The organism is Lysinibacillus irui (assembly GCF_028877475.1).
GTDB lineage: Bacteria > Bacillota > Bacilli > Bacillales_A > Planococcaceae > Lysinibacillus > Lysinibacillus irui.
Genome location: NZ_CP113527.1, coordinates 1,760,884 through 1,786,053, shown reverse-complemented (window position 1 = coordinate 1,786,053; position 25,170 = coordinate 1,760,884). Strand labels below are relative to the sequence as shown.

Below are 25,170 nucleotides of genomic sequence, written 5' to 3'. Positions count from 1 at the left end.
ATTCACCTCAAACCGTTAAATCATTTTCTGATTTGATATCGATGGCATTTTTTAGAAGCTTTTGAAGCACAGCAGCAAAAACTGCAACGACAAAGGAAGCAAAAACAATGACCATTCCGATAAGTATAAGACCAGGGGCATCATCTACTTCCGCAGCATAGTATATCAGTGGCATGCCAACCACGTAAACACTACTAATGATAATTGCACAATATTTAATCTTAATTAAAGCCTTCACTGATAGCTCTGAAAATGCAATGTTTTGGTCAATATAGCTTAGCAGTTTAATCGTCGTATAAAGAGCAACAAAATATGCGATTGCCGTTGCATAGACCCCAAGTAAAGCAAAAATGGTTAAAACTGGAGAATGCTCCCCTGTATTCAAAGCAACACGTGGTACCACCCATATACATAAGGCGAGAACGGGCAATCCCATAAGAAAAACAGCGATCTTTAAAAAGAGCGTTTCTCGTTTCATCTTACGCACCTCTTTTATTTATTGTCCTGTTCAATTTATCATAAAATTTATCGTTTTTCAATAAATTTTTATCTCATATCAAGATGTTTTTATCAAATATCCATTATTTGGTTTGTTTTTCTTGCCTTTGTGCTATAATCGGTTTTATCCATTTATGAAGGGGGTATTTCAATGATTTACAGAGCAGCAGAAAAAACAATAGAAACAGAACGTCTTATGCTCCGACTTTTTACAGAGGCAGATGCACCTGAAGTCAGTCTATTATGTAACAATTATGCTCTTTATAAAAGCACCCTGAATTTACCTTATCCCTATACATTAGAATGTGCATTGTCATGGATTTCCACACATCCACAAAACTTTGAGGATAATCGACTATACGAATTTGCTATAACAGACAAAATTAGTGGACAATTATATGGGGCAATAGGCTTGTCAAATCGTTCACAACATCAAAATGGAGAAATGGCTTATTGGATTGGGGAGCCGTATTGGGGAAATGGCTATGGAACAGAGGCAGCGCAAGCTATCATCGAGTTTGCCTTTCAAGAGAAAAACTATCATCGTGTCTATGCCCAATATTTTTTATCCAATCCCGCTTCAGGAAAAATCATGGAGAAATGTGGCATGAGCTATGAGGGAACGTTGAAGAATCATGTTAATAAAAATGGTACATTTGAAGATATTATTTTTTACGGCCTAATCAATCCACAACATTAACAAACCTTTCACGAAAGAGGCACTTCCACTGTAGATATGCCTCTCTCTCATTTAAATACCATTTCCAACATCATAATATTGGTTATAGTGTGTAATTTGGTTGCGACCATTACGCTTTGACTTATAAAGCGCTTCATCCGCATGTTTAATTAGTTCGTCCACCTTCTGAATTTCACCATGCTGGTTCGTACTCACGCCAATACTAAACTCTAATTGAACCGTTTTATGCTCCACCGTAAGAGATAGCGAGGCTAGTGTTTGATAAAGGTTATCTGCCAATGCTTGAACAGATTCGCCTTCCTTTACTTGACTTAGTACAATAAATTCATCTCCGCCAAAGCGTGCGACAATGGATTCAAAGGGCTTAAAATAATCCTGTAATGTTTTAGCAGTACTTGTTAATGCATCATCTCCAAATAAATGACCATTCATATCATTGATTTCCTTAAAATGGTCTAAATCCACCATCATTAATGCTAATTGCTGATTTCTTTCGGCTGCTTTTTCAACCATTTTTGCTGCCTGTTCATCAAAATAACGACGGTTGTAGATATTCGTTAGCGGATCGATATAGGCATTTTTTTCAAATTGCTTCTTATGATCGTTGTATTCCATTTCAAATAATACATGTGAGTAGTTTTCACGTTGTATTTCTAACAATATATTAATATATTCTTTTTGAACGGCACATAGCACCACTTTATTGCCTTGGTCCTCAATGAGCTTCACTAAAGAATTATAAATAAGCTGAAGCAAGGATAGATCATTGTTTTGCAAAGCATAGTGTTTTGTCTTTTGGTATAAATCAATGGCTTCACTTATCCGTCCCTGCTTTTCGCATAAAAATGCATATGCATTAAAAACCTCCAGCTGCACTTTTGAGTATGGTGGATGGTGAATTGTTGCCAACAATTCTTGTAATATCGTATTCGCTTCCTCAAATTCCTCAAGCCAAATAAGCGCTACAGCTAGATTTGTTTTCGGATAAATCATAGTTGTATACGGCTCTTTATGCTGCACTTCAAAAGCATTCGAATAATACAGACTTTTTAAAGCAAATTCCTTTGCTTTCCTATAACTCCCCATAGATATTTCTAAATCGCTTAGGTTATTGTAAATTTTACCCATGCTCTCCACATGCTGAATCGATTCAGCAATCTTTAGCCCCTTCAGCATTAACTCCTCGGATTTTTTTAAATGCCCAAATGTTCCCCAATAAATGGCGGCTATATTGTAATATTGAATTAAATCAATATCAGTGCCATATTGAAAAGTTAACTCACGATATTGTTCAAGGATACTTATGGAAAGCTGTAGATCACCCGTTTGAAAATAGCTGGCACAACTATAGCGCAGTAGCAGGATAGCCTTATCATACATACCAAGCTCAATAGCACTTTCAATTGCTGTACTACTTATTTCTATATATTCTAAAAAGCGATCAGCATTATATAATTCATTGAGCGTAATCCATAATTCTTCAAATTCTTGTGTATTCATACGGCCCCCCCTTATCTTCCCTTACTTCTTTAATACTACATTTACACACAAAATATTACAATTCTTTGGTCTCATTTATTTTTCCGTTATTAAGCAATTCATCCTAGCGATAAAAAATACTGTGTATTTTATCCTAAATTTTAAAGAAAGGTTATTTTAACATGGTATTTTTACTATAATTTTCCTCCAAATAAAAAACAAGCCTCTTTTAAAGAGACTTGTTAAGATTCATCTATACCTAAAAGGACTTTTAACTGCTTTGCTCTATTGGCACTCAGCTGAATTTCTCCGCTCCCTACTTTTTGAATGTAGAGGGACCCACCATAGCCATTCCATATTTCAATCCGTACACCTTCTACTTGAAAAGAATATTCAGGTGGTCTTTTCATCACATCTGCAGGTTGCCACGGGATATCCCGTAAAAACTGAGCGACCTCTTGCTCATTGTCTAGCTCAAGCTTCTTTGTAATGGCTGGTTCTAGTACCTCCAATTTATTTAATAACCCATATTTTCTTACGACTCCGTTTTCCTCCATGCTCCCTGTACCTATTGATGTTAATGTAATATAATCCCCCTGCTTGACAGGAAAATCATCCAACACCGGATACCAATCGGCTTGTTCATATTTTTCAGCAAGCTGTTCCTTCGTCATGTGATTCAGATCATCAGGAATCACCCCTTCTACAAACAAGAAAACATTTGATTCAACTTTTGCAACGGTCCCAACCTTGGAAGAACCATATGAGCTGGAACGAATTTTAATGTTATGCTCCTTTTGAAAGGTTGTTGCTTGCTCAGCAAAATTCGCTTGGAAATACCGTTTGGCGTCAATAGTGGCTACTTCCTGATAGGCATAAAAGGTTGGATATTTTTCCTTATACTTGTCATACAGCTTCGCCCGAACAGTATACATTGGCAGAAGGGGTTCGAGATAAGTTTCAACATACTGTTTAGGTGTTAATCCTTGAAAAAAATCTTCATATCCAGGTGATTGATGAAGCATTTCCAATTGGTCCACTTGCTTCTTTCTCTCGACTTCTAGGTCATTCTTTGAATAGTCAATACCTAGAGACTCTGCAAAATAGTAGGAGGCAATAAGTTTCTCATAAGAAAGATAGGCCTCCTCCTTATAAAATTCCTGTTCTTTCCCTGGCCACATATTTTGACTAATACGTTCGAAGTGCTGTAGCTGCCTTTCATGAAATAGTGAGGACGTTTGATTTGTTTCATTCGTAAGAAGCTGCACCATAACAAATCCCGCCACACAAAGTGTCAGTACTACTGTTAACAGGGTGAATCGAAGAGGCTTCCTTCTATTAATATGCGCCTGTTTTAGTACTTGTTTTTTGACTCGCTCTTTGCTCGCTGTCAAATCACCCGCTACTTTGACTAATTCATTGTGTATTTCACTCATGCCTTAACACCTCCCATTCCCCCTGCTTCAGATGGGGCTTTAATGCCTCTCTTGCCCGTTTCAGCCTTGTCTTGACCGTATTTTCTGCCACACCAAGCAGCTGGGCAATATCACGAATCTTCATTTCTTCAAAATAATATAAAATGATGGGCTCTCGATAGGTTAATGATAGTTTTAAGATAGCCGCCCCAATTTGGGATCGTTCTTCTGCTGCCACGAGTTCATCCCGCTGTTTACCGCCCTGCATAGGAAATAATTTTTCTTGTATCAGTATTTTTTTATAATGCCAGCTTTTCAAATAATCCTTGCTTTGATTAATTGTTAACGTGGATAAATACGCACGGAGCTGCCCTCTTTCCTCATAGCCACGCTGTGAAAATTTAATGAAGACCTCTTGCACAATATCCTCTGCTGTTTGCCGGTTTTTGACGTAAAAATAGGCGAGACGTAATAAATGTTCTGCATGCTCATCAATTATTTGTTCAAGTATGCCGTCCACCTCCCCTTCCTACACTATAAACGACTGCCACTGGATGACCGTTTCATTTATTTTAATTATTTTCATTAATAACCTTGACCTTGGAGCATACTCCAATGTTAGGATGATTTTAGGAGGTACTTACATGAAAATAAAACAATTCGCTGAGACATTTCATTTAACAACTGATACAATTCGCTACTACGAAAAAGAGGGATTACTACATCCCCAAAAACAGGAAAATGGCTACCGTGTGTATGATGCCTCGTGTGAACAGACCATGAAATTTATTATCGTCTTACGCCAGCTAGGCTTTACACTCCAAGAAATTAAGCACTTACTAACATTAGAACAAAAGCCTGTATCACCAACGTGCAATGAAGAAACGGTACAGCTGTTTTCTACAAAAATCACCCGTATTGAACAACAACTTCATTTCTATCAACATGCACTTCAATCCTTACAGTTGACGAAAACATTAATGGCTGATGGACAATATGAAAAAAATCAAGAAAAAATTGCCTCTCTCATAGAGGATATGTATCAAAATTTATTGGAAGGTGATGGATGATGAAATTACGTAAAATTATTTCTTTAGAATATGTTATTGCTTTTATGATCACGGTCTTTTTCTATGGGCACTTAAATTTTTCATGGCTTTATTTTATCGTTTTTTTACTACTGCCTGACATTACTATGGTCGGCTATGTCTTGAATACAAAAATAGGTGCTCTCTTTTATAATATTGGGCATAGCTTTGCGTTACCTGCAGTGCTTCTTATTATTGGCTTTATGGTGGCATCCCCATCACTTCTTGCAGCTGCTCTGATATGGCTCTCACATATTTTTTTAGATCGAGCTCTCGGTTATGGGCTCAAATATGAGGAAGCTTTTACGAAAACACATTTACAGCAAATTGCGTAACTAGCAAGGAGTCAAATAAAAAAGGGAGTTTGGGAATCCAAGCTCCTTTTTGAAAATCTAGTGTCCAATATCTAATCGCCATGTACTCGTATGCCCTGCCAGCCACTTACATCGCATTGGCCATACTCATTATCCCCTACTGCAACCACTGTGCCATCTGCTCGAAGTCCAACAGTATGTGCGCAACCCGCCGCAACTGCCACAATATCATGCCAGTCATTTACATTACATTGACCATGTTTATTCAAACCAACAGCTATTACCGTGCCATCAGCTTGAAGTCCAATGGTATGGTAACTACCCGCTGCTACCGACACCATCCCTTGCCAGCCCATTACATCGCATTGCTTATGTTTATTCGACCCCACGGCTGATACAGTGCCGTCTGAATGAAGACCAATTGTATGAAGATAACCTGCAGCAACCGACACCATATTGCGCCAATCATGGACGTTACATTGGTGGTAGCGATTATTCCCTGCAGCGGTTACCGAGCCGTCCGATTGAAGACCAATAGTGTGCCAGTCACCTGCAGCGATTGCTACAATGTTACGCCAGTCGTTTACTTGGCACTCTCCTTCATGATTTCGGCCCACTGCGAGCACCATACCATTCGATTGAAGGCCAATGGTATGACACCAGCCGGCTGCAACCGAGACTATATCACACCACTCGTTTACATGACATTGATTATGCTTATTCCAACCAACAGCTTCCACCGTACCGTTTGAGTGAAGACCAATTGTATGCGTATTTCCTGTATTCCTCGCCATATGAACATTACCAGCCGCCACCGCTACTATATCACGCCAACCGCTTACATGACATTGCCCATATTTATTATCTCCTGTAGCCACCACAGTTCCATCAGCTTGAAGCCCAACGGAATGTCGCCGACCCGCTGCTATCGTCTGCCGAGGCCATCTGTTCATCTTTAACATGGCTTTGTTCGGTGTAATATAATTCATGTTTTACCTCCTTGAGTAGCAATAACTTCAACTTAAAAAGCGTTAATCCTTTTTTGATTAACGCTCTCCAACATATAGTTAGCCAATTAAACTAATAATGGTATGTGGTTCATTTTTTATATCGTCATATTTATTGACCATATCTAACACGATATCTCCATCTGAGGTCATGGCATAGATCATGACGGCATTTGGGTTTTGTTCTAGATAATCTTTCACTGTAAATACTTCAGTAATTTTCGTTTGCCGTAGTTGCGCACCTTGTTCGATAAGCGCATTTAATTGATGAATATCGTGCTCTGCATCGACTAATAACTGTCCCCCGTATTTTCGAGAATAATTTTTAGGGTCAGTAGAATGTAGGGCTGTCTGATAAATATTGAGACGCCCGAGCTCTGGCACAAAGTCAGCACAAACAAGAACATTATAGGCATCCTGCTTTGTAGCGACAATTAGCTGATCATAAGGGGTTAGGTCGACATAGAACTCGGTATGCTCGCTTAAAATATCACCCGTTTCCGTCTTCAAGCCATTGTGGCGAGCAGCAGATAAATCTTCCCATGAGCGATCCATCACTAATACATCAATTCCATTACTTTGAAGTGATGTCGCTAATTGAGTTGTGAATGGTGATGCGCCTACAATGACGATACCTTTACCAGTGGAAGCCTGTAAATGAAGCTTTTTGGCAAGCCAGCCAATACTAAAACCATGGGCAACTACTGTCGCAAAAACAAGTGCTAATGTCAGCGCTGTTAATAACTGTGCACTTTGAAACCCTACATCCTGCAGTGCCGTTGTAAAGTAACCCGATACAGTTAACGCAACAATGCCTCTCGGTGCAATCCACCCGATTAATGCCCGTTCTTCCAACGTTAAGCCTGTATTTATCGTCGCAATCCAAATCGATAACGGTCGAACGATAAACATCATTGCCAGCACGAATAATAGCATACGCCAATCAACAATCTGCCATAAAGTTTCAACTGTAAGGGAGGCGGTTAGCATTATAAAAACACTGGAAATTAAAATTACCGACATATTTTCTTTAAAATGAAGCAGTTCATGATGACTTGTTAAATGCATATTTGCCATGACTAGCCCCATAACCGTCACCGCTAGCAAGCCCGTTTCATGCATAATGGCATCACTTAAGGCAAAAACGAGTAAAATCGTTGCGAGCAGCAAAGGGGATTTTAAAAATTCAGGAATCAATCCTCGCTCCAAGCATTGACCCATTAAATAGCCTACAATTCCTCCTAAAAGGGCAGCTAAAAATGCTGAAATAAAGAAGACAGGAAGAGATGTCCCACCTTCTAACTGATACAAACCTAAAACCACTTGATACGCAAAAAGCGCTAATAAGGCTCCAAAGGGATCGACAACAATTCCTTCCCATTTTAAGATCGCCGCTGGTCGCTCCTTCAATTTTGCCTGTCTTAATAAAGGTAAAATGACGGTTGGGCCTGTTACAATAAACAAGCCACCAATCACAAAGGCGACTGGCCATGATAGACCTGCTACATAATGAGCAGCAGTCGAGCCTGCTAGCCAAGCGATGGCTGCCCCTACGGTGGAAATGCGTAAAATTGATTTACGAAAGCCACGTATTTCTCGAAAATCAAGACTTAAACTTCCCTCAAATAAAATAACGGCAACTGCCAAAGAAATAATTGTATGAAAAATAGGGCCAAATGTCTCTTTTGGAGATACTAGGCCTGTAAAAGGACCAATCATCAGTCCAGCTATACTCATAATTACAATGGCTGGCATGCGAAAACGCCAAGCTAACCATTGCGAAAATAAACCAATAAAAATGATAAAAGGTAACTGGAATAATAATTGATCAAACATATGTATCACCTACGTTTGCTTAGGATAAATGTATATTCCCCATTTTTAGTATGACTAAACCCGTTACCCTTCATTATGTACAAATTGCTTGTAAATTATCACCTTATCGCCACATCATCATCAACATCATTACATTATAAAGAGCTGGGACAACCAAAGCGAGTCCTAAAGACAGCACCGCTGCCCACTTTGTTTTCTTAATCGCCCTATCATCATCCATTTTTAAATGATGTAAATAAGTTAATGTAAAGTAAAAGCAAAGGACCAATAACAATGGGGACAAACAATTGTAGGGCGAAGCTATAGAAAAAAATAGCCATTTTAAAATCTCCTTTAAAAATCCTTTTTATAGTAATAGATACCTACCATAAAAAAAGCAGGACCATCCTTAAGTGATCCTGCCTCTAAATTATTTAGATAAATCGTTTTAATAGTGATTCATATAGCCCCACCATTACTAGTCCAATCAAGATTGGAATTAGGGAAGTAAAGCTAAAATAAAAACCGACATCATTATATTGGCCTGTCAAGTGAAATTGGAGCCAAGACACATCATATGTTTCTCCTACCCCATAGAAGAAAATAGTGGTAAATAAAAACAATGCTAGACATTTTAATCCGTGTGCTTTTTTCATAGCATCACCTCATTGTACAACTATCATTTTTTGTGCATAGCTTACAAGATCCTCAGCCGTTAACTCTGGATTTTGCCCAACAATACTATATTGGTAGCCGTTTTCTTGCCAAGCAATCGAACGGAAATGTTGATCATCCATAACGGTTCCTTTTTGTCCTCGAATATCCATCTCTTTTTCGTTTAGGATGGGACCAATATCTGCCATACTAGCATCAGCTTTAAATACCGTGACAAAAAATGCGAGCTCTCCGTCTAATCCATAATCAAAAGAATATTCTGATCGATCTTCTATCCCTTTAACAACTGAAATTTTATCTAACGTAAGACCATTTCCTTCTGGAACCATTAAAAACGTTTCTAGCTGCTGCTTGGCGTCTTCCAATGAAATGGATTCAGAAGGATCTTCTCCGCTAATTTCTTGAATCGTTACATCCTTTGGTAGATCTAGTGTAAATTGTTGATCTTCGATTTTTTCAGCAAAATTGATCTTTGAATATTCGGTAATCATTTTATTTCCTGCATTATCTGACTTCATTTTTAACGTCAACCAAGTTTTTTTGTCAATCCATGCTTCCATATCCCCAAATAATGATTCCGTTTTCTTCGTTTTCGCTACAATTTTATACGTATCTCTACCAGCAACCTTCTCTTCTCCAGCTATCTTAATATCATGCGTATCTTTAACCATATTAAAAATAAGCTGTACCTGATCTTTCGGTGATTGTAGGCCGTCAAGTTCATCCTGCGAATAAGCCATTGTATAGGCTGTATGTTCAGTAACATCATAGCTAATCACTTTAGCATCCTTTGTGACCGTAATCACATGCTCACCATTGTCACCTGTCATCTCTATCCGTCTATTTCGATCCTTTACCCATTCCTTCACATAAGCTTTGCCACCTAGCTCTCCCATATCTAACGTATATTCGCCATAATACGTAAGTGGCTCCTTCGATTCGTGAAGGGCCTGCTCTATTATTTCCTGTGGTGTATACGATGCTTCCGTATTACAGCCTACTAAACTAAATGTCATTACAGCAATTAAGCCTGCTGCTCGGCATGATTGTTTCCACTTCATCATGTATTTACTCCTTTATAAGGTGGTAGCCAGCAAATAACTGCTGTTCCAACGCTCTCCCTTGAAAGTAGCTCGACAGTTCCACCATGTTTTTCAATAATTTGTTTCGTAATATTTAAGCCAAGCCCTGTTCCTCGTTCTCCAGCCTTTGATCTTGCACGATCAGCTTGATACATGGGCTCAAATAATTTTGCAATGTCCTGTTGTGGTATGCCTAATCCAACATTTTGCACGATGATATACATACCTTCTTGCTCGGTTAAAGCAGACTTCAAGAAATCAAAACCCCATTGCGGATTGTTCCCAGCATTGACTGCTGCTAAGCCGATTGTTGTCCCCTTTTCCCCATAACGCCATGCGTTGCTCAATAAATTATCAATGACACGCTGAAGTTGTTTAGGATGCACAGCATAGAGCCCATCCACAGCACAGAAGACTTCTAATGTAAATCCTTCTTCCACACATAACGGTTCATAATCAGATAAGGCCATGTCAAAAAATTCTTCCCCATCTACAGCTATCAGCTCTAATTCGTAGTCCGTAGATTGAAGTAATGTAAACATCAATAAATCCTCTAGCATATGCTTCATTCGATCTGCCTTCGTGACGATGACCTGCTGATATTCCACCTGTTGCTGTTCTGATAAGCCTTTGTTTTGTAAAGATTCAGCATAGGCTTGAATGGCTGTAAGGGGCGTTTTCAAATCATGGGAAATGCTTGCAATCATCATTTCTTTTTGCTGTTGCTCCACTTTTAACGAAGCCCGAGTTTGTTCTATTTCATCCTGCATTGCCTCAAACGTTTGGGCGAGTGCCCCAATCTCATCTTTTCTGACACCGAGAGTTGATTTACCATGCTGACCTTTCGCAAAATTACGCATTTGCTGCATCAGTTCACGTAATGGCCGATTTAGTTTCCGATGTAGCAACAAGATGACAGTTAAATAAATGATAAGAAACAGCAGAATCGTGCTTGTCATAACAAGCCAAGAACGCTTCTCTACACCCTTAACCCAATCTGTTCGTATTAATTGAATTTCATAGATGCCCAACAAATCACCTTTTTGATAAACAGGCTCCTTATAGGTAAAAGCGTTGTAGGATTGCTGTAAATCATATAAGCCTTTCAACATACGCTCTTTCCCTACATAGCCCGTTAGCAAAGGGTTGGAGGAATATAAAACATAGCCAGATTTTGTATAGAGGGTAATCGCCAGCTGCTCATTGGTAAGATCCTCTACCTCCTCAAAATTGGCATTTTTTCGATAAAGTACTGGATTGTCAACGACATCTTTTACCTGATTCAGCTCAGTCCACTTGTCAAAGAACTCCGCCACATTTTTATCTTGATAATAAGCATTAATCCACACATAAAGGCTATAAGCACCTGCTATGGGTAATACCATTACAATAAAAAACATGATCAGTAACCACGCTTTTATTTTCATAATGGTTCACCAATAAAGCGGTAGCCCTTCCCCCACACGGTTTGAATGAAATTTGGATTTTTCACTGAATCCTTGAGCTTTTCTCGCAGTGCCTTTATATGTACGGTGACAGTATGAGTGTCCTCTAAAGTCGCTTGCTGCCAAATATGCTGATACAGTTCCTCTTTCGTGAAAGTTTGACTCGGATTTTTTGCTAGCAGCCTGACAAGAGCAAATTCTTTTTGAGTTAACGCAATTTCTTGCTGATTAACCCTGACAATTTCCCGTTGCCAATCTATTGTTAAGCCATTCGCATAGGCAGTTTGCTCCTCTAACGGCTCTTGCTTATGATAGCGTCGCCAGCGCCTAAGATGGGAGGCAACCCGTGCCTTTAACTCCTCTAAACTAAATGGCTTTGCAATATAATCATCTGCCCCCTGCAAGCCCTCCACCTTATCCTCCTCTTCCTTACGCGCACTCATCATAAGGATGGGCACATCACTCTCCCAGCGAATATTTTGACAAACCGTCAGACCATCCATTTCTGGCAACATCCAATCCACCAACACTAAATCAAAAGGTTGCGCTTGAAAATCTGCTAATCCCTCAAGGCCTGTAGTAGCCCATGTCACACAATAGCCCTCCTGCTCCAACGTATCCTTCACAATGCGACCAATAGCTGCATCATCCTCTATCAGTAATAACTTTTCCTTCATCATTCTCCTCCTGCATTAACCTTACTACGGAAAAAACATTTTTCTCCGAACTTTACACTTTCTTTATAATTACCTTAGAGCCTATGCGCACTTTACACAAGGGGGCAGAGACTACCGATTTCGTCGAAGCTGTTTTTCTTTCTACGCGGGCTTTCCGCTAGTTTTGTGGGGCTATCCACTAGTTTTGTGGGGCTATCCTTCACTTTGCTGGTTCTATCCGCTACTTTTCCCTCGCTATCCTTCACTTTTGCAGTTGTATCCGCTACTTTGTCCGGGCTATCCTTCATTTTGCCGGTTCTATCCGCTACTTTGCCATCGCTTCACTTTTGCAGTTCTATCCACTACTTTGTCCGGGCTATCCTTCACTTTGACGGTTCTATCCGCTACTTGATCGGGCTATCCTTCACTTTTGCCGTACTATCCGCTACTTTGCCATCGTTATCCGCAACTTTTTCAGTTCTATCCACTACTTCGCCCTCGCTATCCGCCACTTTTGCCGTTCTATCCACTACTTTGTCCGGGCTATCCTCCATTTGCCGGGTCTATCCGCTACTTTTCCCTCTCTATCCTTCACTTTGACGGTTCTATCCGCTACTTTGCCCTCGCTATCCGCCACTTTTGCCGTGCTATCCGCTACTTTGCCCTCGCTATCCTCATTTTGCCGCTCCTAGCACCAAACAAAAAAGGAATGCACAGTGATTGTGCATTCCTTAGCGAACTAGAAAAATAGACTTAAAATATAGTAAATTAATGCGGCCATGACAGCTGATATTGGCATGGTGATGACCCATGTTGTGACGATTTTACGTGCCATTCCCCATTTAACGCCTTTGACACGGTGTGCGGTACCTACACCCATGATAGAAGAAGAAATAACATGTGTTGTAGAAACTGGTAAGTGAATTAATGTCGCACCGAAGATGATCGAAGCAGAAGCTAAGTCAGCCGCTACCCCATTCACTGGGCGAATTTTCATAATCTTACCACCAACGGTTTTGATGATTTTATAACCACCTACAGATGTACCAAGACCCATTGCTGTGGCCGCTGCAAAACGTACCCAGAATGGAATATCATCTCCTTGGTGTAGACCACCCGCAATTAAAGCGAGTGTAATAATCCCCATGGCTTTTTGCGCATCGTTTGTTCCGTGTGTGAATGATTGTAAGGCTGCCGTCCCGATTTGCATTGTTCGGAAGCCTTTATTCGTACGGTATAAATTCATATCCTTAAAGATGACCTTCAATATTGTCATCATCAGGAAACCAGCTGCAAAAGCTAGTAGTGGTGAAAAAATTAATGCTTGGATAATTTTAATAAACCCAGCATAGTTCAAAATATCAAATCCGGCTGCCGCAATGGCTGCACCTGCAACAGAACCAATTAACGTATGAGAAGAACTTGATGGAATCCCAAAATACCATGTAAGTAAATTCCATGTTATGGCTGATAATAAGGCCGCTAAAATAACGACCGAACCCGTAATATCGCCATCATAAGCATTTAAGGTAAATGGGTCTACAATATCTTTTGTTAACGCTTTTGCTACCCCAACGAATGTAATCGCTCCGACGAAGTTCATTACCGCAGCCATGTATACGGCTGTACGTGGCTTTAATGCACGTGTTGATACAGAAGTGGCAATGGCATTTGCTGTATCATGGAAGCCGTTAATAAAGTCGAATACAAGCGCGAATATAACGACTAGTATGGTGATTAATAAGATCGTATCCATTTCGTACACTCCATCTTACGCATTACGCATAATTATTGTTTCAATTGTGTTTGCTACTGTTTGGCAGCTATCCGCAATATCCTCAAATTGCTCGTAAATATCTTTGAAGACAATTAAGCGCATTGGATCTTTTTCCTGGATAAATAACTGCTTCATCGAAGAACGGAAAATTTCATCACATTCACGCTCATTATCCTTAATTTGAATAGCATGTTTACGCATTTCTACAAGCTTTTTACTATTTAAAAGTTCCATGGCTTGTACCATTTCATCTGTACTCTTGGCAATATATGAAAGGAATTGGCGCATAGGCTCTGTTACTTCTGTTAAGTTATACATATTGAAATGAGCAATACAGCCTTCCATTCCATCAATGACATCATCAAGTTTATTCGCTAATGCTAAAATATCCTCACGCTCGATTGGCGTCATAAAAGATTTATTTAGCATCACAATGAGTTCATGAATTAATTTATCTCCACTTGTTTCATACTGCTTCATTGTATCTGCAATTTCTTTTAAAGAATCTATATCATCTTGAATGCGGGCATTGTGTGCATAATAAATACCTTCATTCACATTTTTTGCGATTTTTAATAAAGACTGAAAAAATGGATCTTGCTTATTTGAGTTGAACATCCTGTTCCTCCTGTTAAGTAAAAATTAATTTGTGGATTTCTGAATCATCATAACAAAACATTTACACAATTCTACAAAATTTTAAACACAAAGATATTGATTTTACAAAAATGTAATATAAAATTTGCCACATTTATTTTTAAGCTGTTTTTCAAGTTGAAAACGCTGGAAATCTGTTAATAAAAATCAGTGTTTTTTCTTTAAATATGACCATTTTTTCTTTTGTTTTTACAAAAACACTTGAAATGAACTTTTTTCTGCTTTTTTGTTTATGATGTGAAATGTTAAGGAATTGTAAACGAAATTTACATGAAAATGATGGAATTTCATTGTTATTTTTTGTCTTTTATCAGAGTATTATTCGCTCTTATGCTTGTTATGCTCGACGTTCTAACTGCTTATACACAATCGCTGCAAATATCGAGATGATAAGACCTCCAAATTTCTGTCAATTGACAAAAATTATTAGCGTGCTATAATACTTTTGGGCTTCACCGCATTGAAGCGTAAAAGTTTATTAGGAGGATTCACATGTTTCGAATAGAAGCTAAGAGTAACCCTCGATTTATTGAGGCAGGCTTTATTATACTTATCATTATAGCCACAATGGCTTTTAGTATCGGCTATTTAAAAGCAACACCCCACATTCCCATTTTTCTAGTCATTTCACTTTTACTAGCCTATGGACTACTAAAAAAAGTACCCTTTCGTGATCTTGAAGGCGGTATGATTGCAGGTGCTAGTGCTGGACTTGGCGCTGTATTTATCTTTTTCTTTATTGGCATCTTGATTTCGAGCTGGATTATGGGAGGAACGATTCCTACCCTTATCTATTATGGTTTTTTAACCGTTTCACCTAACTTTTTCTTTGCTATTGTCTTTTTAATTTGTAGCATTGTCGGTGTGTCTGTCGGTAGCTCCTTAACAACAGTAGCCACTGTCGGTGTAGCCTTTATGGGCATTGCAGGTGCTATGGACATCTCGTTAACTATCACAGCTGGAGCAATTGTTTCTGGTGCCTTCTTTGGTGATAAAATGTCACCTTTATCAGATACAACTAATCTTGCCTCTGGTACGGTTGGAGTAGATTTATTTGAGCATATTAAAAATATGGGTTGGACTACGATTCCTGCTTTCCTGATTTCCTTTGTGCTGTACGCTATTTTATCACCAACAGGAGCAGCTACTTCGTTTGATACAGTGGAGCAATTTAAAGAAGGATTACTCTCTACAGGACTTATTCATTGGTATACATTATTACCTATTGCCGTACTCGTTATTATGACTTTTTATAAAGCACCAGCTATCATTACACTGGCAGTCGTGTCTATTCTGGGAGTAGGACTTGCCTATATTCATGAACCATTGCCTGCTGCAGATGTCTTCAAGATGCTTTTTGATGGCTATGTCTCTCAAACTGGTAATAAAGAAATAGATGCTCTGCTAACTCGCGGTGGAATGAATAGTATGCTATTTACCATTGCTCTTGTTTTACTTGCCTTAACAATGGGTGGCTTACTATTTACACTAGGCATTATTCAAAGCATCTTAACGAAAGTTGAAAGCTTGTTTAAAAGTGCTGGCTCTGTTATTACAGGTGCAGCGATTACGGGCATCGGTGTCAATACATTGATCGGTGAGCAGTACCTATCCATTTTATTAACGGGTGAGGCATTTAAAGCACAATTTGCGAAGGTCGGCTTGGCCCCAAAAAATCTTTCTCGCGTGATGGAGGATGCAGGTACGGTAGTCAATCCTCTTGTCCCTTGGAGTGTTTGTGGTATTTTCATAGCAAGTGTTCTTGATATATCTACGTTAGCTTATCTTCCCTTTACCTTCTTCTGTCTACTAGGGCCTATTCTAACCGTTATTTTTGGTTGGAGTGGCAAAACGTTAACAAGGCTTGATTAATAACAAAAGGTAGCTGATTCAAACATCAGCTACCTTTTTTCCTCATTATTGCATCGCTTATTGAAAAACTTACAGTACGATCACATTACATAGTCAATTTGGCCAAAAACAGTAATGCCCATTTTAATGTAACTCCAATAAAGCATGTCCTTTCTTCTGTTTACCAGGTAAGCTTTGCATATTCCATGAGTAGCCCTTGTTACATTAAATTAGATTGGGTTATTACCATCCTCTTTTTGAGTACACATCATTTAAATTCCTTTTTAACAAAGTCAATGAGTCGCGTCTTTAATACGTCACCGTCCTGCCCCCTATGGTACATATCTGTTCCGTGATAACCGCTCTCGTCCACAATTAGCTCTTTATCAGTTGCTCCAGATTCTTGATATAATTGGCGCACATGTTTTTCAATACTGCCTCCATAATCACCAGGTGAAAAAACAAACAAGGATGGCGCTTTAATCTTTTTGACACTTGGAATTGCATCAAGGTTTGAACATTGTGCAGGAGAAGAAAGAATAATTAGTCCCTCAATAGGAAGCTCTTGACGGACGCCTGCAACGATTGCTGTTGTACCACCACATGATGCTCCTGCCAAAAATACTCTTTTTGCACCCATTCGTTTTAGTTCGTTTAAGGCTACATCTGCATCAAGCTCTATATGATCATTTAGTTCGATTTTCTGTGAGGCACCGTGATTACGATATTCAGGAATAATAACTAAATAACCGTTGTCTGCCAGTTCCGTTCCCATGTCAAGAAAAGAGCAAATGGAATAACCTTGCTCATGTGCTAGTAGGACTCCTTTATTTCCGCTACCAAGCACAAGTGCCGAAAGATATACCCCATCACTGGTAGTCAGTGTCGTTGCTTGATCGCGTAGCTCATCTGGAACACAACTATTCACAAGATGTCCTCTAGAAGACTTTACCGCTCGATCTGGCCAGGCAGGTTCATACTCAACCGCTGGGTTTGATGGTATATTTGTCACTTCAGCAGGTAACGTTTCATTTATGGTCTCGGTTTTAGGAGCAGTACCTTGGTGTTGATTAGATAAAGATTGATCGGCATTTGAAGACACAGGCTTTGTGGTGCAGCCTGTAATTGTTACTAACAAAATGAGCAATGCAAGTAACTTTATTGTCTTTTTAAGAGAGATGTTCATAGATTTTCTATTCCTCCAACTTTTGAACTTAGAACTGAGAGTCCAACAAATAGTTTTACGTACTGTGTAAAACACTTCCTTTTGACACAGACAACCTTTAGTATCTCCACAATCGACTAAGCGCTCCATTCATCATAATGAGGCTACTTTTTGGAATAGTAATCCAATTAATTAATTCCTTACCATTATAGTATCCAAGGTATTAGGTGGAAACAAGGCATATTTTGAACAATATCCATACCTAGTGTAGATTGAAAAAAATGTGTTTTCATTACCGATGAAATAGTAGCTCTACTATCGATACATCTCCTTGGTAAAACTAAAATGTGGATAATTATAACTTACTTTTAATAAAAGCAAACATCAGCTACCTTTTTGTTATTAGATAATTCATAATATTGGAATTTATGTTATTCTATATATAACCACTCTCAGGAACGGAATCTTTTATTAGAACCATAAAATAAAGACAATTCTACGGGAGGTATTTTCATGCCAGCTACAGATACATTACTCAAAGAGTTTGAACACTTTTTCCAACACTATCAAGATGTTTGGAATGGCTGTAATGCCGAAGAAATGAATGCCTTTTTGTCAAAGGAAATCGCCATACGCTGGGCGGGACCAGAAGCCAATATTTCGGATTGGGGCTACGAGGAGGCAAAAATGGGCTGGGAACAAGCGTATCAACAATATGAAGGTCGTCAACCAAAATGGCATTTTAAAGTACTGCATATCACCCCTGCAACTGAAAATGAAGTGATTGCAACGTTTTGGGTCACGTTTGAAATCGAAGGAAAACTACTTGATGTTGTCAAATTATTTATTCAACGATTCCGCAAAGAGCAAAATGACTGGACTTTAATCAGAGAGTATTGTGAGCATCTCCATGCTGACAGCTTTATCTCAAACTAAACAATATTTTACTTAAATAGAAAAAGGGGATTATATGAATATTATACTAGAAAAATTAGAACACGCTGATCTTGAGCGTTTATATGAATTTGAGCTTAAAAATAGGACATATTTCGAAAAAATGGTACCTAGTCGTGGACATGATTATTATGAGTATAAAATTTTTAAAGAGAAAAATGAGCTATTAATAGAAGAACAAGCCCAAGACATATCTTATTTTTATTTAATAAAAAATGACAATGGACAAATTGTTGGAAGAATAAATTTAGTTGACATTGATAAAAGTCAACAGCTTGGCCATGTTGGTTATAGAGTTGGCGAAGAGCATATAGGTAAAGGATTGGCGAATAAGGCGTTAAAGTTATTATTGGCAATGGTAAGCAATCTAGGAATCAAACATATTGCAGCGAAAACAACGACGAATAATATTGCCTCTCAAAAAATATTAGAGAAAAATGGATTTAAATACATTGGCACGAGTGATGATGAATTTGACATGAATGGACAAAGCCAAAAATTTGTTTACTATAAATGGAGCGATTCAGAGGCAAATGTTGAATGATTAGCTATTCTTTTTCTATTTATTTTGATAAAAACCACTTATCAATCTGCTTGGTAAGTGGTTTTGGATTTTACATCCCCCAATAGGTGATCGTATCTGTCATACCAATGAATACTAACAATATTCCTGCCACTATTTGTATTCCCCTCCCTAGCTTTATGCTTGTCCGCATTATAAGACGCTTTGCATCAAATAGATAAATAAAGACGAGTAGCAAAATGAGTGGTATAGAAGTTGCCACCCCAAATACACTGGGCAAAATTAAGCCATAGGGGGTGCTTGCAACAATTGGCATTAACCACCCAAAAAATAGCACAAACATGGTTGGACAAAAGGCAATGGCAAAACTAGCGCCCATGAGGAAGGAGCCCAATTTCCCTGCTTTTACAACTGGCGGTAATAGAGAGGATAGGCGATATAAAAACTTTAATTTGAATAGACCTATTAGCACGAGGCCTGTTATCAGCATGATTGGTCCAATAGCTTGACGAAAGATGGGAAAGTATTGAGTCATCTTTGTTTCAAAGGATTGACCAAAAAGCCAAGCGAAGAGTCCAAGACCGCTAAATACAAGCACTTTCCCAAGCATAAAGAGCACAATCTCCTGCCAGTTACTTTTCAGTTGCAATGTTCGATTGCCATAATACGTTATTGCACTCATATTACCCGTTAACTGACACGGAGCAAGTGCACCAAGAAGGCCCAGAAGAACGGTCATAGCAAATGCAGAATGCTCATAGCCATTTAAAAATTGTGAAATAGGGTCGCTTATAAACTGACTGACAGCTGACATCATACGATACATACAAACACACCTTCTATCTAGTACTACTTTTACCATTATAAAACGAAAATGTGAATAAATGGTGCAGCCATGAACAAAAAAACCTAAAGTTCTCCGTCTTTGACTGCTACCTTCCATTCCTTTCCCTGTTTCGCTTTTCAAATAGTATAGCGAAAAATTGGCTAGCCTTGAAACCTTTTTTCCATCTGTGCGTATGTATAGCTAAACATGTCAGTAGGAGGAATGAAAGATGTCTTTTTTTCATAAAGCATTAGCAAGTATTGGAATCGGTTCAGCAACAGTGGATACTCGATTAGAAAAGGATACTTATCGCGCTGGTGAGGTCATGCAAGGCGAAATTATCGTGCGTGGTGGTCAAGTTGAGCAGCAAGTCGATACGATCTATCTATCAGTTAATACAACTTATATTCGAGAGTCGAATGACCATAAACATACAGAGGTTGCCACACTGCAAAAATTGAAAGTGTCAGAGCCGTTCTTACTAGGTGCTGGTGAGGAAAAGATCTTTCCAATTTCGCTCACACTGCCATTTGAAACACCCATTACTGCAGGTAAAACACAGGTCTGGATTCAAACAGGTCTTGATATAAAGAACGCTGTCGATCCAAGTGATAAGGATTATATTCGAGTGGAGCCAACAATGCTGGCAGACCACATCCTAGATGCTATTCGTGGGTTAGGTTTTCGTTTACGTGAAGCGGAATGCCAACAAGCCCCTTCCCGCTTCCGAGGCTATTACCCATTTGTGCAGGAGTTTGAATTTGTGCCAACAGGTCCATTTAGAGGACATTTAGATGAGCTTGAAATCGTCTTCCTTTCGCAATCCAACCACTCAGCAGAAATTTACATGCAAATTGATCGTAAAGTAAGAGGCATTGGTAGCTTCTTTGCGGAGGCATTAGATATGGATGAAAGCTATGTTCGAACAACCATTACTATGCATGACGTACCTGCACTCCAGGCGAAGCTTCAGCAAATCATCTCCAAACATATCTAGATCCTAGAAAAAATAGTTGAGGAAATCTTCAACTATTTTTTTATATAAAAAGGAGTGTAGGTCATGGGAATAAAAGCAGCATTATTTGATTTAGATGGAACGTTATTAAATAGAGATGCCTCCGTAAAAAAATTCATAGCGAAGCAATATGACCGCCTAGGCGAATTAGTAAAACATATTCCAAAAGAGCGCTATATGTCTCGTTTTATCCAATTAGATCAGCTGGGATATGTATGGAAGGATACAGTCTATCAGCAACTTGTTGCTGAATTTAATATAGACACACTATCATGGGAAGAACTTCTTCAAGATTACATTAATAATTTCAACAATCACTGTGTTCCTTTTCCTCATCTTCTTCATATGTTAGAAAAATTGAAAAGCGACCATATCGCCTTGGGCATCATTACCAATGGCTATGGGCAATTCCAAATGGAAAATATGAAAGCGTTAGGAATAGACAAGTATGTTGATGTCATATTTGTATCCGAGTGGGAAGGGATTAAAAAACCAAACCCCGAGATATTTAATAGAGCATTAGAAAAGCTACATGTGCTCCCAAATGAATGTATTTTTATTGGAGATCATCCTGAAAATGATGTGAAAGGTGCACAGCGTGTTGGAATGAAAGGCATTTGGAAAAGGGATTCTCAATGGGATCATGTTAAGGCCGATGCCATCATCGATGACTTGTTAGAGGTATCTTTAATCATCAACAGTTTAAATAAATCGTTGAAGTAAAGCCAAAAACCATCTACCACAATTATTTCGGTAGATGGTTTTTAAGATCATTTATTTCACAGCTTGCTTAACTTTCTCGATAACCTCTTCGGCTGTCGCTAGCTGTAAAGCCTCTGCCGCTAAAGCTTGCATCTCTGAAACAGATAATTGCTTTAGCAAGGAGCGTGTTTTTAAAATGGAGGTTGCACTCATTGAGAATTCATCTAAGCCTAAGCCGAGTAACAATGGAACAGCAAGCTCATCGCCTGCCATTTCACCACACATCCCTACCCATTTTTGCTCTTTATGTGCTGCCTCAATGACCATTTGAATCAAGCGTAAAATGGCTGGATTATATGGTTGATATAAATACGCAACTTTTTCATTCATGCGATCTGCCGCCATCGTATATTGAATTAAATCATTGGTGCCGATGGAGAAGAAGTCCACTTCTTTCGCAAAGATATCGGCCATCACGGCTGTCGCTGGAATTTCCACCATCATCCCAATTTCAATGTCCGAGCTGACCGCAATTCCTGATGATACAAGCTTTTCTTGTTCTTCTAATAAAATCGCTTTAGCATCACGGAACTCTCGAATAGTTGCAATCATCGGAAACATGATTTTTAAGCTGCCATATACAGATGCACGAAGTAATGCACGCAATTTTGTACGGAATAGCTCTTGTTGATCTAAACAAAGTCGAATGGCACGATGACCTAGGAATGGATTCATTTCTTCTTGTAAAGGTAAGTACGGTAAATGTTTATCTCCACCGATATCCAGTGTTCGAATAACAACTGGTCTACCGTTCATTCCTTCAATGACCGTTTTATAAGCGCTAAATTGTTCTTCCTCTGATGGCAGGTTTTCTCGGCCCATATATAAAAACTCTGTACGATATAGGCCAATTCCTTCTGCCCCATGGCGTAACACACTATCTAAATCACTCGGCGATCCGATGTTGGCTGCCAGTTCTACATGTACACCATCTTTGGACAGCGTTTGCTCGTTCACTAATGTTGACCACTCCGCTTGCTGCGTACGATAGTTTTGTGCCTTTTCTTCGTATTCAGCCATAACATCTGCCGTTGGGTTGACAATCACTTGACCTGATAAACCATCCACAATTAATAGATCACCATCTTGAATCGTTGATGTTGCTGTCCCTGCCCCTACTACTGCCGGAATTTCTAATGAACGTGCCATGATTGCAGAATGAGAAGTACGGCCACCAATATCTGTAATAAAGCCAAGGACAAAGTTTCGGTCCAATTGGGCAGTCTCTGAAGGTGTCAAATCATTGGCGACAATAATAACCTGTTCATTAATATGACTTGGATTTGGAATATGTACACCGAGTAAATGCGCTAAAATACGGTTTGTCACATCTTTAATATCTGATGCACGCGCACTCATGTATTCGTCATCCATACTTTCAAATAATGTTACAAACATCGTTGAAACGTCATGTAACGCATATTCTGCGTTTACCGCTTCATCTGCCATTTTTTGTTTGATTGGCCCAATTAATTCTGGATCTTTCAGCACTAATAAATGGGCTTCAAAAATGGCCGCTTCTTCTGCACTAAATTTTTCTATTGTTTGCTGTTGAATCGCCACTAATTCTTGCTCTGATTTGGCAAGAGCGGCTGCTAAACGTTGCTGCTCTGCCTCGATATCCTGAACAGTTGTTTTCGTGAAGGTTAAGTCTGGTTGGACAAAACGATATGCTTTCGCAATGGCAATGCCGTCTGAAGCGGCAATACCAGAGAGTTGTGTCATTGTGCAAGCCCCATTTCTGTCATGAGTGTCGCTAATGCTGCAAATGCTTGCTCTTCATCTTCCCCCTCTACAACAAGTGTAAATTGTGAACCTTGTTTTAGGGCTAACCCCATAACACCTAAAATGGATTTTAAATTAGCTGCTTTTTCTTCTGTACGTACTTCAATTGAAGAAGCAAACGGTGTAGCTTTTGCTACAAGCTGACTTGCCGGACGTGCATGAATTCCTAAAGGATCGACTACTGTAAATTGTTGTGTTTTCATAATTTATTCTCCTCTTCTTGTAAGTCTGTTAAAATGATAACATTTGGATGTTTGGACAAAGCACTTGCTGGTACATCCTCTGTATAATCTAATGCCAGCACACGCTGTAAAACGTCTCGCTTAGTTTCTCCCACTGCAATTAACAAAATGCACTTTGCTCGCATAATGGACTGAATCCCCATTGTGTATGCATGTGTGGGCACCTCATCAATCGATGAAAAGAAGCGTGCATTGGCTTGGCGAGTAGATTCCTCCAGTGTCACTAAATGTGTCAAGGAATCAAAGGGTGTACCTGGCTCATTGAAGCCGATATGACCATTTTGACCAATACCAAGCAATTGGAAATCTAAGGAATGCTGTTGCAACAATGCTTCATAGCGTGCTGCTTCCTCTAAAGGATCGGCTGCTAAACCATTCGGTAAATAGGATGCTTGAAATGGTTTTTGGTGAAATAAATGCTTGTTCATGTAATAGGCATAGCTTTGCTCGTGCGTTGCCTCAAGTCCAACATATTCATCCAAATTAAAGCTCGTGCAATCTGAAAAATCAATATCCGTTTTACAGATTTTAGCATACAACGGTTCCATTGTTCCACCAGTAGCTAACCCGAACGTTGTCGCTCCATTTTGTTTCGCTTCCACGATTGTCGCTACTGCCTGAGCGTATAACTCATCAACTGAGGAAAACCTTTTTATTATCACCAAATATCCTCCTTTTTGCCTTAGAAATGAATACGTTGACCATATTGATCAATGAGCGCATCGTTATTGTTTTTCCCAATATTGCTGCTACCAAACACGGGTAGATTTGCACCCTGTTCATGCAAAAGCTCAATAATTTCAGCAAATAAAGCATTTAATAAAGTTGCACCTAAGATCGTTGATACAGGTGCATACTGCAACTGATCCACTGTTAAAACACCATCTCCTAATGGAACATGTGTATTTAAAATTTCATCTACAATGTGCTCTAAACGCTTGCCTGAAGGATGGCGTGATGGCTGCTGTTGATATTCCAGCGATTGCAATGATATGGTCAAAGCGCCCGCTTCCTTGGCATAGATGGCCATATCAATGGGCGCTGGATTATTAGCGGATGTTGAAATGATAATACAAACATCTTGGTCATCAAACTGGAGCTGATCCTTATAGGAGGCTAAAAAAGCCTGTTTTTTTTCATTTTGCGAGGATTGCCGTGCACCCTGATGCAGCATTAACGATTCAATGTGTATCGGTTTGACAGGCACTAGGCCACCTGCTCTGTAGTAACATTCCTGCGCTAATAACATGGAATGCCCAGAGCCAAACAGCTGGATAATACCCCCCTGTGTGAGACGTTTAACAATTTGCTTGGCTACATGCATGACTTGCTCACTTTCCTGTTGAGCCACCATTGTTAAATATCGATTAACTTGTTGAAAATAGGTATTCATGATCTATCACCTTTTCATTTCCATCGTTTCATGCTGGATGTTTGTA

27 protein-coding genes are annotated in these 25,170 nt (G+C 39.2%); 8 read left to right on the top strand and 19 right to left on the bottom strand.

Going from position 1 to position 25,170, the window contains the following annotated elements:
• Positions 1-7 precede the first annotated feature (7 nt).
• Positions 8-478 (bottom strand): DUF2975 domain-containing protein, encoded by a 471-nt coding sequence (locus OU989_RS08685; RefSeq protein WP_274796747.1) that lies wholly within the window; start codon positions 476-478, stop codon positions 8-10.
• A 171-nt stretch (positions 479-649) separates the two neighbouring features.
• Here OU989_RS08685 and OU989_RS08680 point away from each other — a divergent pair, with 171 nt between their 5' ends.
• The gene (locus tag OU989_RS08680; RefSeq protein ID WP_274796746.1) at positions 650-1,198 is read left to right on the top strand and encodes a GNAT family N-acetyltransferase; all 549 of its coding nucleotides are present in this window, start codon (positions 650-652) and stop codon (positions 1,196-1,198) included.
• Between the two features lie 51 nt (positions 1,199-1,249).
• Here OU989_RS08680 and OU989_RS08675 read toward each other — a convergent pair whose 3' ends face one another.
• From OU989_RS08675 to OU989_RS08665, 3 genes are all read right to left on the bottom strand, one after another.
• The gene (locus OU989_RS08675; protein ID WP_274796745.1) at positions 1,250-2,698 is read right to left on the bottom strand and encodes a tetratricopeptide repeat-containing diguanylate cyclase; all 1,449 of its coding nucleotides are present in this window, start codon (positions 2,696-2,698) and stop codon (positions 1,250-1,252) included.
• 221 nt (positions 2,699-2,919) lie between these two features.
• The gene (locus OU989_RS08670) at positions 2,920-4,113 is read right to left on the bottom strand and encodes a hypothetical protein (protein ID WP_274796744.1); all 1,194 of its coding nucleotides are present in this window, start codon (positions 4,111-4,113) and stop codon (positions 2,920-2,922) included.
• Positions 4,106-4,612, bottom strand: a complete 507-nt coding sequence (locus OU989_RS08665) for a sigma-70 family RNA polymerase sigma factor (protein WP_274796743.1) — start codon at positions 4,610-4,612, stop codon at positions 4,106-4,108. Before OU989_RS08665 ends, OU989_RS08670 begins: the two co-directional genes overlap by 8 nt.
• 124 nt (positions 4,613-4,736) lie before the next feature.
• Here OU989_RS08665 and OU989_RS08660 point away from each other — a divergent pair, with 124 nt between their 5' ends.
• Complete coding sequence (locus OU989_RS08660; protein ID WP_274796742.1) at positions 4,737-5,162, top strand: MerR family transcriptional regulator; 426 nt, start codon at positions 4,737-4,739, stop codon at positions 5,160-5,162.
• The gene (locus OU989_RS08655) at positions 5,159-5,515 is read left to right on the top strand and encodes a DUF4260 domain-containing protein (RefSeq protein WP_274796741.1); all 357 of its coding nucleotides are present in this window, start codon (positions 5,159-5,161) and stop codon (positions 5,513-5,515) included. The genes OU989_RS08660 and OU989_RS08655 overlap by 4 nt, the downstream gene beginning before the upstream one ends.
• A gap of 71 nt (positions 5,516-5,586) precedes the next feature.
• Here OU989_RS08655 and OU989_RS08650 read toward each other — a convergent pair whose 3' ends face one another.
• The 9 genes from OU989_RS08650 to OU989_RS08610 all read right to left on the bottom strand — a co-directional run bounded on the left by OU989_RS08650 (position 5,587) and on the right by OU989_RS08610 (position 14,569).
• Positions 5,587-6,483, bottom strand: coding sequence for an RCC1 domain-containing protein (locus OU989_RS08650; protein ID WP_274796740.1), 897 nt, complete (start codon positions 6,481-6,483; stop codon positions 5,587-5,589).
• A 78-nt stretch (positions 6,484-6,561) separates the two neighbouring features.
• Complete coding sequence (locus OU989_RS08645; RefSeq protein WP_274796739.1) at positions 6,562-8,337, bottom strand: cation:proton antiporter; 1,776 nt, start codon at positions 8,335-8,337, stop codon at positions 6,562-6,564.
• Between the two features lie 413 nt (positions 8,338-8,750).
• Positions 8,751-8,972 carry a hypothetical protein gene (locus OU989_RS08640; protein WP_274796738.1) on the bottom strand — a complete coding sequence of 74 codons (222 nt, stop codon included), beginning with the start codon at positions 8,970-8,972 and terminating at the stop codon, positions 8,751-8,753.
• A 9-nt stretch (positions 8,973-8,981) separates the two neighbouring features.
• Positions 8,982-10,055, bottom strand: a complete 1,074-nt coding sequence (locus tag OU989_RS08635; RefSeq protein WP_274796737.1) for a LolA family protein — start codon at positions 10,053-10,055, stop codon at positions 8,982-8,984.
• Positions 10,052-11,500, bottom strand: a complete 1,449-nt coding sequence (locus OU989_RS08630) for a HAMP domain-containing sensor histidine kinase (protein ID WP_274796736.1) — start codon at positions 11,498-11,500, stop codon at positions 10,052-10,054. Before OU989_RS08630 ends, OU989_RS08635 begins: the two co-directional genes overlap by 4 nt.
• A complete protein-coding gene (locus OU989_RS08625) occupies positions 11,497-12,195 on the bottom strand; it encodes a response regulator transcription factor (RefSeq protein ID WP_274797300.1) in 699 nt (232 codons plus the stop codon). The genes OU989_RS08630 and OU989_RS08625 overlap by 4 nt, the downstream gene beginning before the upstream one ends.
• A 383-nt stretch (positions 12,196-12,578) precedes the next feature.
• The gene (locus OU989_RS08620; RefSeq protein WP_274796735.1) at positions 12,579-12,728 is read right to left on the bottom strand and encodes a hypothetical protein; all 150 of its coding nucleotides are present in this window, start codon (positions 12,726-12,728) and stop codon (positions 12,579-12,581) included.
• A 185-nt stretch (positions 12,729-12,913) separates the two neighbouring features.
• On the bottom strand, positions 12,914-13,930 hold the full coding sequence (locus OU989_RS08615) for an inorganic phosphate transporter (protein ID WP_274796734.1): 1,017 nt from the start codon (positions 13,928-13,930) through the stop codon (positions 12,914-12,916).
• A 15-nt stretch (positions 13,931-13,945) separates the two neighbouring features.
• A complete protein-coding gene (locus tag OU989_RS08610; RefSeq protein ID WP_274796733.1) occupies positions 13,946-14,569 on the bottom strand; it encodes a DUF47 domain-containing protein in 624 nt (207 codons plus the stop codon).
• Between the two features lie 531 nt (positions 14,570-15,100).
• Between OU989_RS08610 and nhaC the strand changes: the two genes are divergently transcribed.
• Positions 15,101-16,480 (top strand): Na+/H+ antiporter NhaC, encoded by a 1,380-nt coding sequence (gene nhaC / locus OU989_RS08605; RefSeq protein WP_274796732.1) that lies wholly within the window; start codon positions 15,101-15,103, stop codon positions 16,478-16,480.
• A gap of 247 nt (positions 16,481-16,727) precedes the next feature.
• Here nhaC and OU989_RS08600 read toward each other — a convergent pair whose 3' ends face one another.
• Positions 16,728-17,645: an alpha/beta hydrolase gene (locus OU989_RS08600; protein ID WP_274796731.1), complete on the bottom strand. Its 918-nt coding sequence runs from the start codon at positions 17,643-17,645 to the stop codon at positions 16,728-16,730.
• Positions 17,646-18,137: 492 nt separating this feature from the next.
• Here OU989_RS08600 and OU989_RS08595 point away from each other — a divergent pair, with 492 nt between their 5' ends.
• The gene (locus OU989_RS08595; RefSeq protein ID WP_274796730.1) at positions 18,138-18,560 is read left to right on the top strand and encodes a hypothetical protein; all 423 of its coding nucleotides are present in this window, start codon (positions 18,138-18,140) and stop codon (positions 18,558-18,560) included.
• A gap of 34 nt (positions 18,561-18,594) precedes the next feature.
• On the top strand, positions 18,595-19,122 hold the full coding sequence (locus OU989_RS08590) for a GNAT family N-acetyltransferase (RefSeq protein ID WP_274796729.1): 528 nt from the start codon (positions 18,595-18,597) through the stop codon (positions 19,120-19,122).
• 70 nt (positions 19,123-19,192) lie between these two features.
• Here the strand turns inward: OU989_RS08590 and OU989_RS08585 are convergent, their stop codons facing one another.
• On the bottom strand, positions 19,193-19,927 hold the full coding sequence (locus OU989_RS08585) for an urease accessory protein UreH domain-containing protein (protein WP_274796728.1): 735 nt from the start codon (positions 19,925-19,927) through the stop codon (positions 19,193-19,195).
• A 229-nt stretch (positions 19,928-20,156) separates the two neighbouring features.
• Here OU989_RS08585 and OU989_RS08580 point away from each other — a divergent pair, with 229 nt between their 5' ends.
• Positions 20,157-20,924: a sporulation protein gene (locus OU989_RS08580; RefSeq protein WP_274796726.1), complete on the top strand. Its 768-nt coding sequence runs from the start codon at positions 20,157-20,159 to the stop codon at positions 20,922-20,924.
• A gap of 63 nt (positions 20,925-20,987) precedes the next feature.
• On the top strand, positions 20,988-21,665 hold the full coding sequence (locus tag OU989_RS08575) for an HAD family hydrolase (RefSeq protein ID WP_274796725.1): 678 nt from the start codon (positions 20,988-20,990) through the stop codon (positions 21,663-21,665).
• 51 nt (positions 21,666-21,716) lie between these two features.
• Here the strand turns inward: OU989_RS08575 and ptsP are convergent, their stop codons facing one another.
• Genes ptsP through OU989_RS08555 form a run of 4 tightly spaced genes read right to left on the bottom strand, consistent with a single transcriptional unit; the run spans position 21,717 to position 25,124 of the window.
• Positions 21,717-23,429: a phosphoenolpyruvate--protein phosphotransferase gene (gene ptsP, locus OU989_RS08570; RefSeq protein WP_274796724.1), complete on the bottom strand. Its 1,713-nt coding sequence runs from the start codon at positions 23,427-23,429 to the stop codon at positions 21,717-21,719.
• The gene (locus tag OU989_RS08565) at positions 23,426-23,692 is read right to left on the bottom strand and encodes an HPr family phosphocarrier protein (RefSeq protein ID WP_274796723.1); all 267 of its coding nucleotides are present in this window, start codon (positions 23,690-23,692) and stop codon (positions 23,426-23,428) included. The genes ptsP and OU989_RS08565 overlap by 4 nt, the downstream gene beginning before the upstream one ends.
• The gene (locus tag OU989_RS08560) at positions 23,689-24,393 is read right to left on the bottom strand and encodes a glucosamine-6-phosphate deaminase (RefSeq protein ID WP_274796722.1); all 705 of its coding nucleotides are present in this window, start codon (positions 24,391-24,393) and stop codon (positions 23,689-23,691) included. The genes OU989_RS08565 and OU989_RS08560 overlap by 4 nt, the downstream gene beginning before the upstream one ends.
• A gap of 20 nt (positions 24,394-24,413) precedes the next feature.
• A complete protein-coding gene (locus OU989_RS08555) occupies positions 24,414-25,124 on the bottom strand; it encodes an SIS domain-containing protein (RefSeq protein WP_274796720.1) in 711 nt (236 codons plus the stop codon).
• Positions 25,125-25,170: the final 46 nt, after the last annotated feature.

What these genes read in the sequence shown, in the direction of transcription:
- OU989_RS08575 (WP_274796725.1), top strand. Translation starts at nt 20,988, where the DNA reads ATGGGAATAAAAGCAGCATTATTTGATTTAGATGGAACGTTATTAAAT.
- OU989_RS08670 (WP_274796744.1), bottom strand. Translation starts at nt 4,113, where the DNA reads ATGAGTGAAATACACAATGAATTAGTCAAAGTAGCGGGTGATTTGACA.
- OU989_RS08590 (WP_274796729.1), top strand. Translation starts at nt 18,595, where the DNA reads ATGAATATTATACTAGAAAAATTAGAACACGCTGATCTTGAGCGTTTA.
- OU989_RS08655 (WP_274796741.1), top strand. Translation starts at nt 5,159, where the DNA reads ATGATGAAATTACGTAAAATTATTTCTTTAGAATATGTTATTGCTTTT.
- OU989_RS08585 (WP_274796728.1), bottom strand. Translation starts at nt 19,927, where the DNA reads ATGTATCGTATGATGTCAGCTGTCAGTCAGTTTATAAGCGACCCTATT.
- OU989_RS08565 (WP_274796723.1), bottom strand. Translation starts at nt 23,692, where the DNA reads ATGAAAACACAACAATTTACAGTAGTCGATCCTTTAGGAATTCATGCA.
- OU989_RS08660 (WP_274796742.1), top strand. Translation starts at nt 4,737, where the DNA reads ATGAAAATAAAACAATTCGCTGAGACATTTCATTTAACAACTGATACA.
- OU989_RS08595 (WP_274796730.1), top strand. Translation starts at nt 18,138, where the DNA reads ATGCCAGCTACAGATACATTACTCAAAGAGTTTGAACACTTTTTCCAA.
- nhaC (WP_274796732.1), top strand. Translation starts at nt 15,101, where the DNA reads ATGTTTCGAATAGAAGCTAAGAGTAACCCTCGATTTATTGAGGCAGGC.
- OU989_RS08645 (WP_274796739.1), bottom strand. Translation starts at nt 8,337, where the DNA reads ATGTTTGATCAATTATTATTCCAGTTACCTTTTATCATTTTTATTGGT.
- OU989_RS08610 (WP_274796733.1), bottom strand. Translation starts at nt 14,569, where the DNA reads ATGTTCAACTCAAATAAGCAAGATCCATTTTTTCAGTCTTTATTAAAA.
- OU989_RS08620 (WP_274796735.1), bottom strand. Translation starts at nt 12,728, where the DNA reads ATGGAGGATAGCCCGGACAAAGTAGTGGATAGAACGGCAAAAGTGGCG.
- OU989_RS08625 (WP_274797300.1), bottom strand. Translation starts at nt 12,195, where the DNA reads ATGAAGGAAAAGTTATTACTGATAGAGGATGATGCAGCTATTGGTCGC.
- OU989_RS08580 (WP_274796726.1), top strand. Translation starts at nt 20,157, where the DNA reads ATGTCTTTTTTTCATAAAGCATTAGCAAGTATTGGAATCGGTTCAGCA.
- OU989_RS08675 (WP_274796745.1), bottom strand. Translation starts at nt 2,698, where the DNA reads ATGAATACACAAGAATTTGAAGAATTATGGATTACGCTCAATGAATTA.
- OU989_RS08680 (WP_274796746.1), top strand. Translation starts at nt 650, where the DNA reads ATGATTTACAGAGCAGCAGAAAAAACAATAGAAACAGAACGTCTTATG.
- OU989_RS08600 (WP_274796731.1), bottom strand. Translation starts at nt 17,645, where the DNA reads ATGAACATCTCTCTTAAAAAGACAATAAAGTTACTTGCATTGCTCATT.
- OU989_RS08635 (WP_274796737.1), bottom strand. Translation starts at nt 10,055, where the DNA reads ATGATGAAGTGGAAACAATCATGCCGAGCAGCAGGCTTAATTGCTGTA.
- OU989_RS08640 (WP_274796738.1), bottom strand. Translation starts at nt 8,972, where the DNA reads ATGAAAAAAGCACACGGATTAAAATGTCTAGCATTGTTTTTATTTACC.
- OU989_RS08615 (WP_274796734.1), bottom strand. Translation starts at nt 13,930, where the DNA reads ATGGATACGATCTTATTAATCACCATACTAGTCGTTATATTCGCGCTT.
- OU989_RS08650 (WP_274796740.1), bottom strand. Translation starts at nt 6,483, where the DNA reads ATGAATTATATTACACCGAACAAAGCCATGTTAAAGATGAACAGATGG.
- OU989_RS08555 (WP_274796720.1), bottom strand. Translation starts at nt 25,124, where the DNA reads ATGAATACCTATTTTCAACAAGTTAATCGATATTTAACAATGGTGGCT.
- OU989_RS08630 (WP_274796736.1), bottom strand. Translation starts at nt 11,500, where the DNA reads ATGAAAATAAAAGCGTGGTTACTGATCATGTTTTTTATTGTAATGGTA.
- ptsP (WP_274796724.1), bottom strand. Translation starts at nt 23,429, where the DNA reads ATGACACAACTCTCTGGTATTGCCGCTTCAGACGGCATTGCCATTGCG.
- OU989_RS08685 (WP_274796747.1), bottom strand. Translation starts at nt 478, where the DNA reads ATGAAACGAGAAACGCTCTTTTTAAAGATCGCTGTTTTTCTTATGGGA.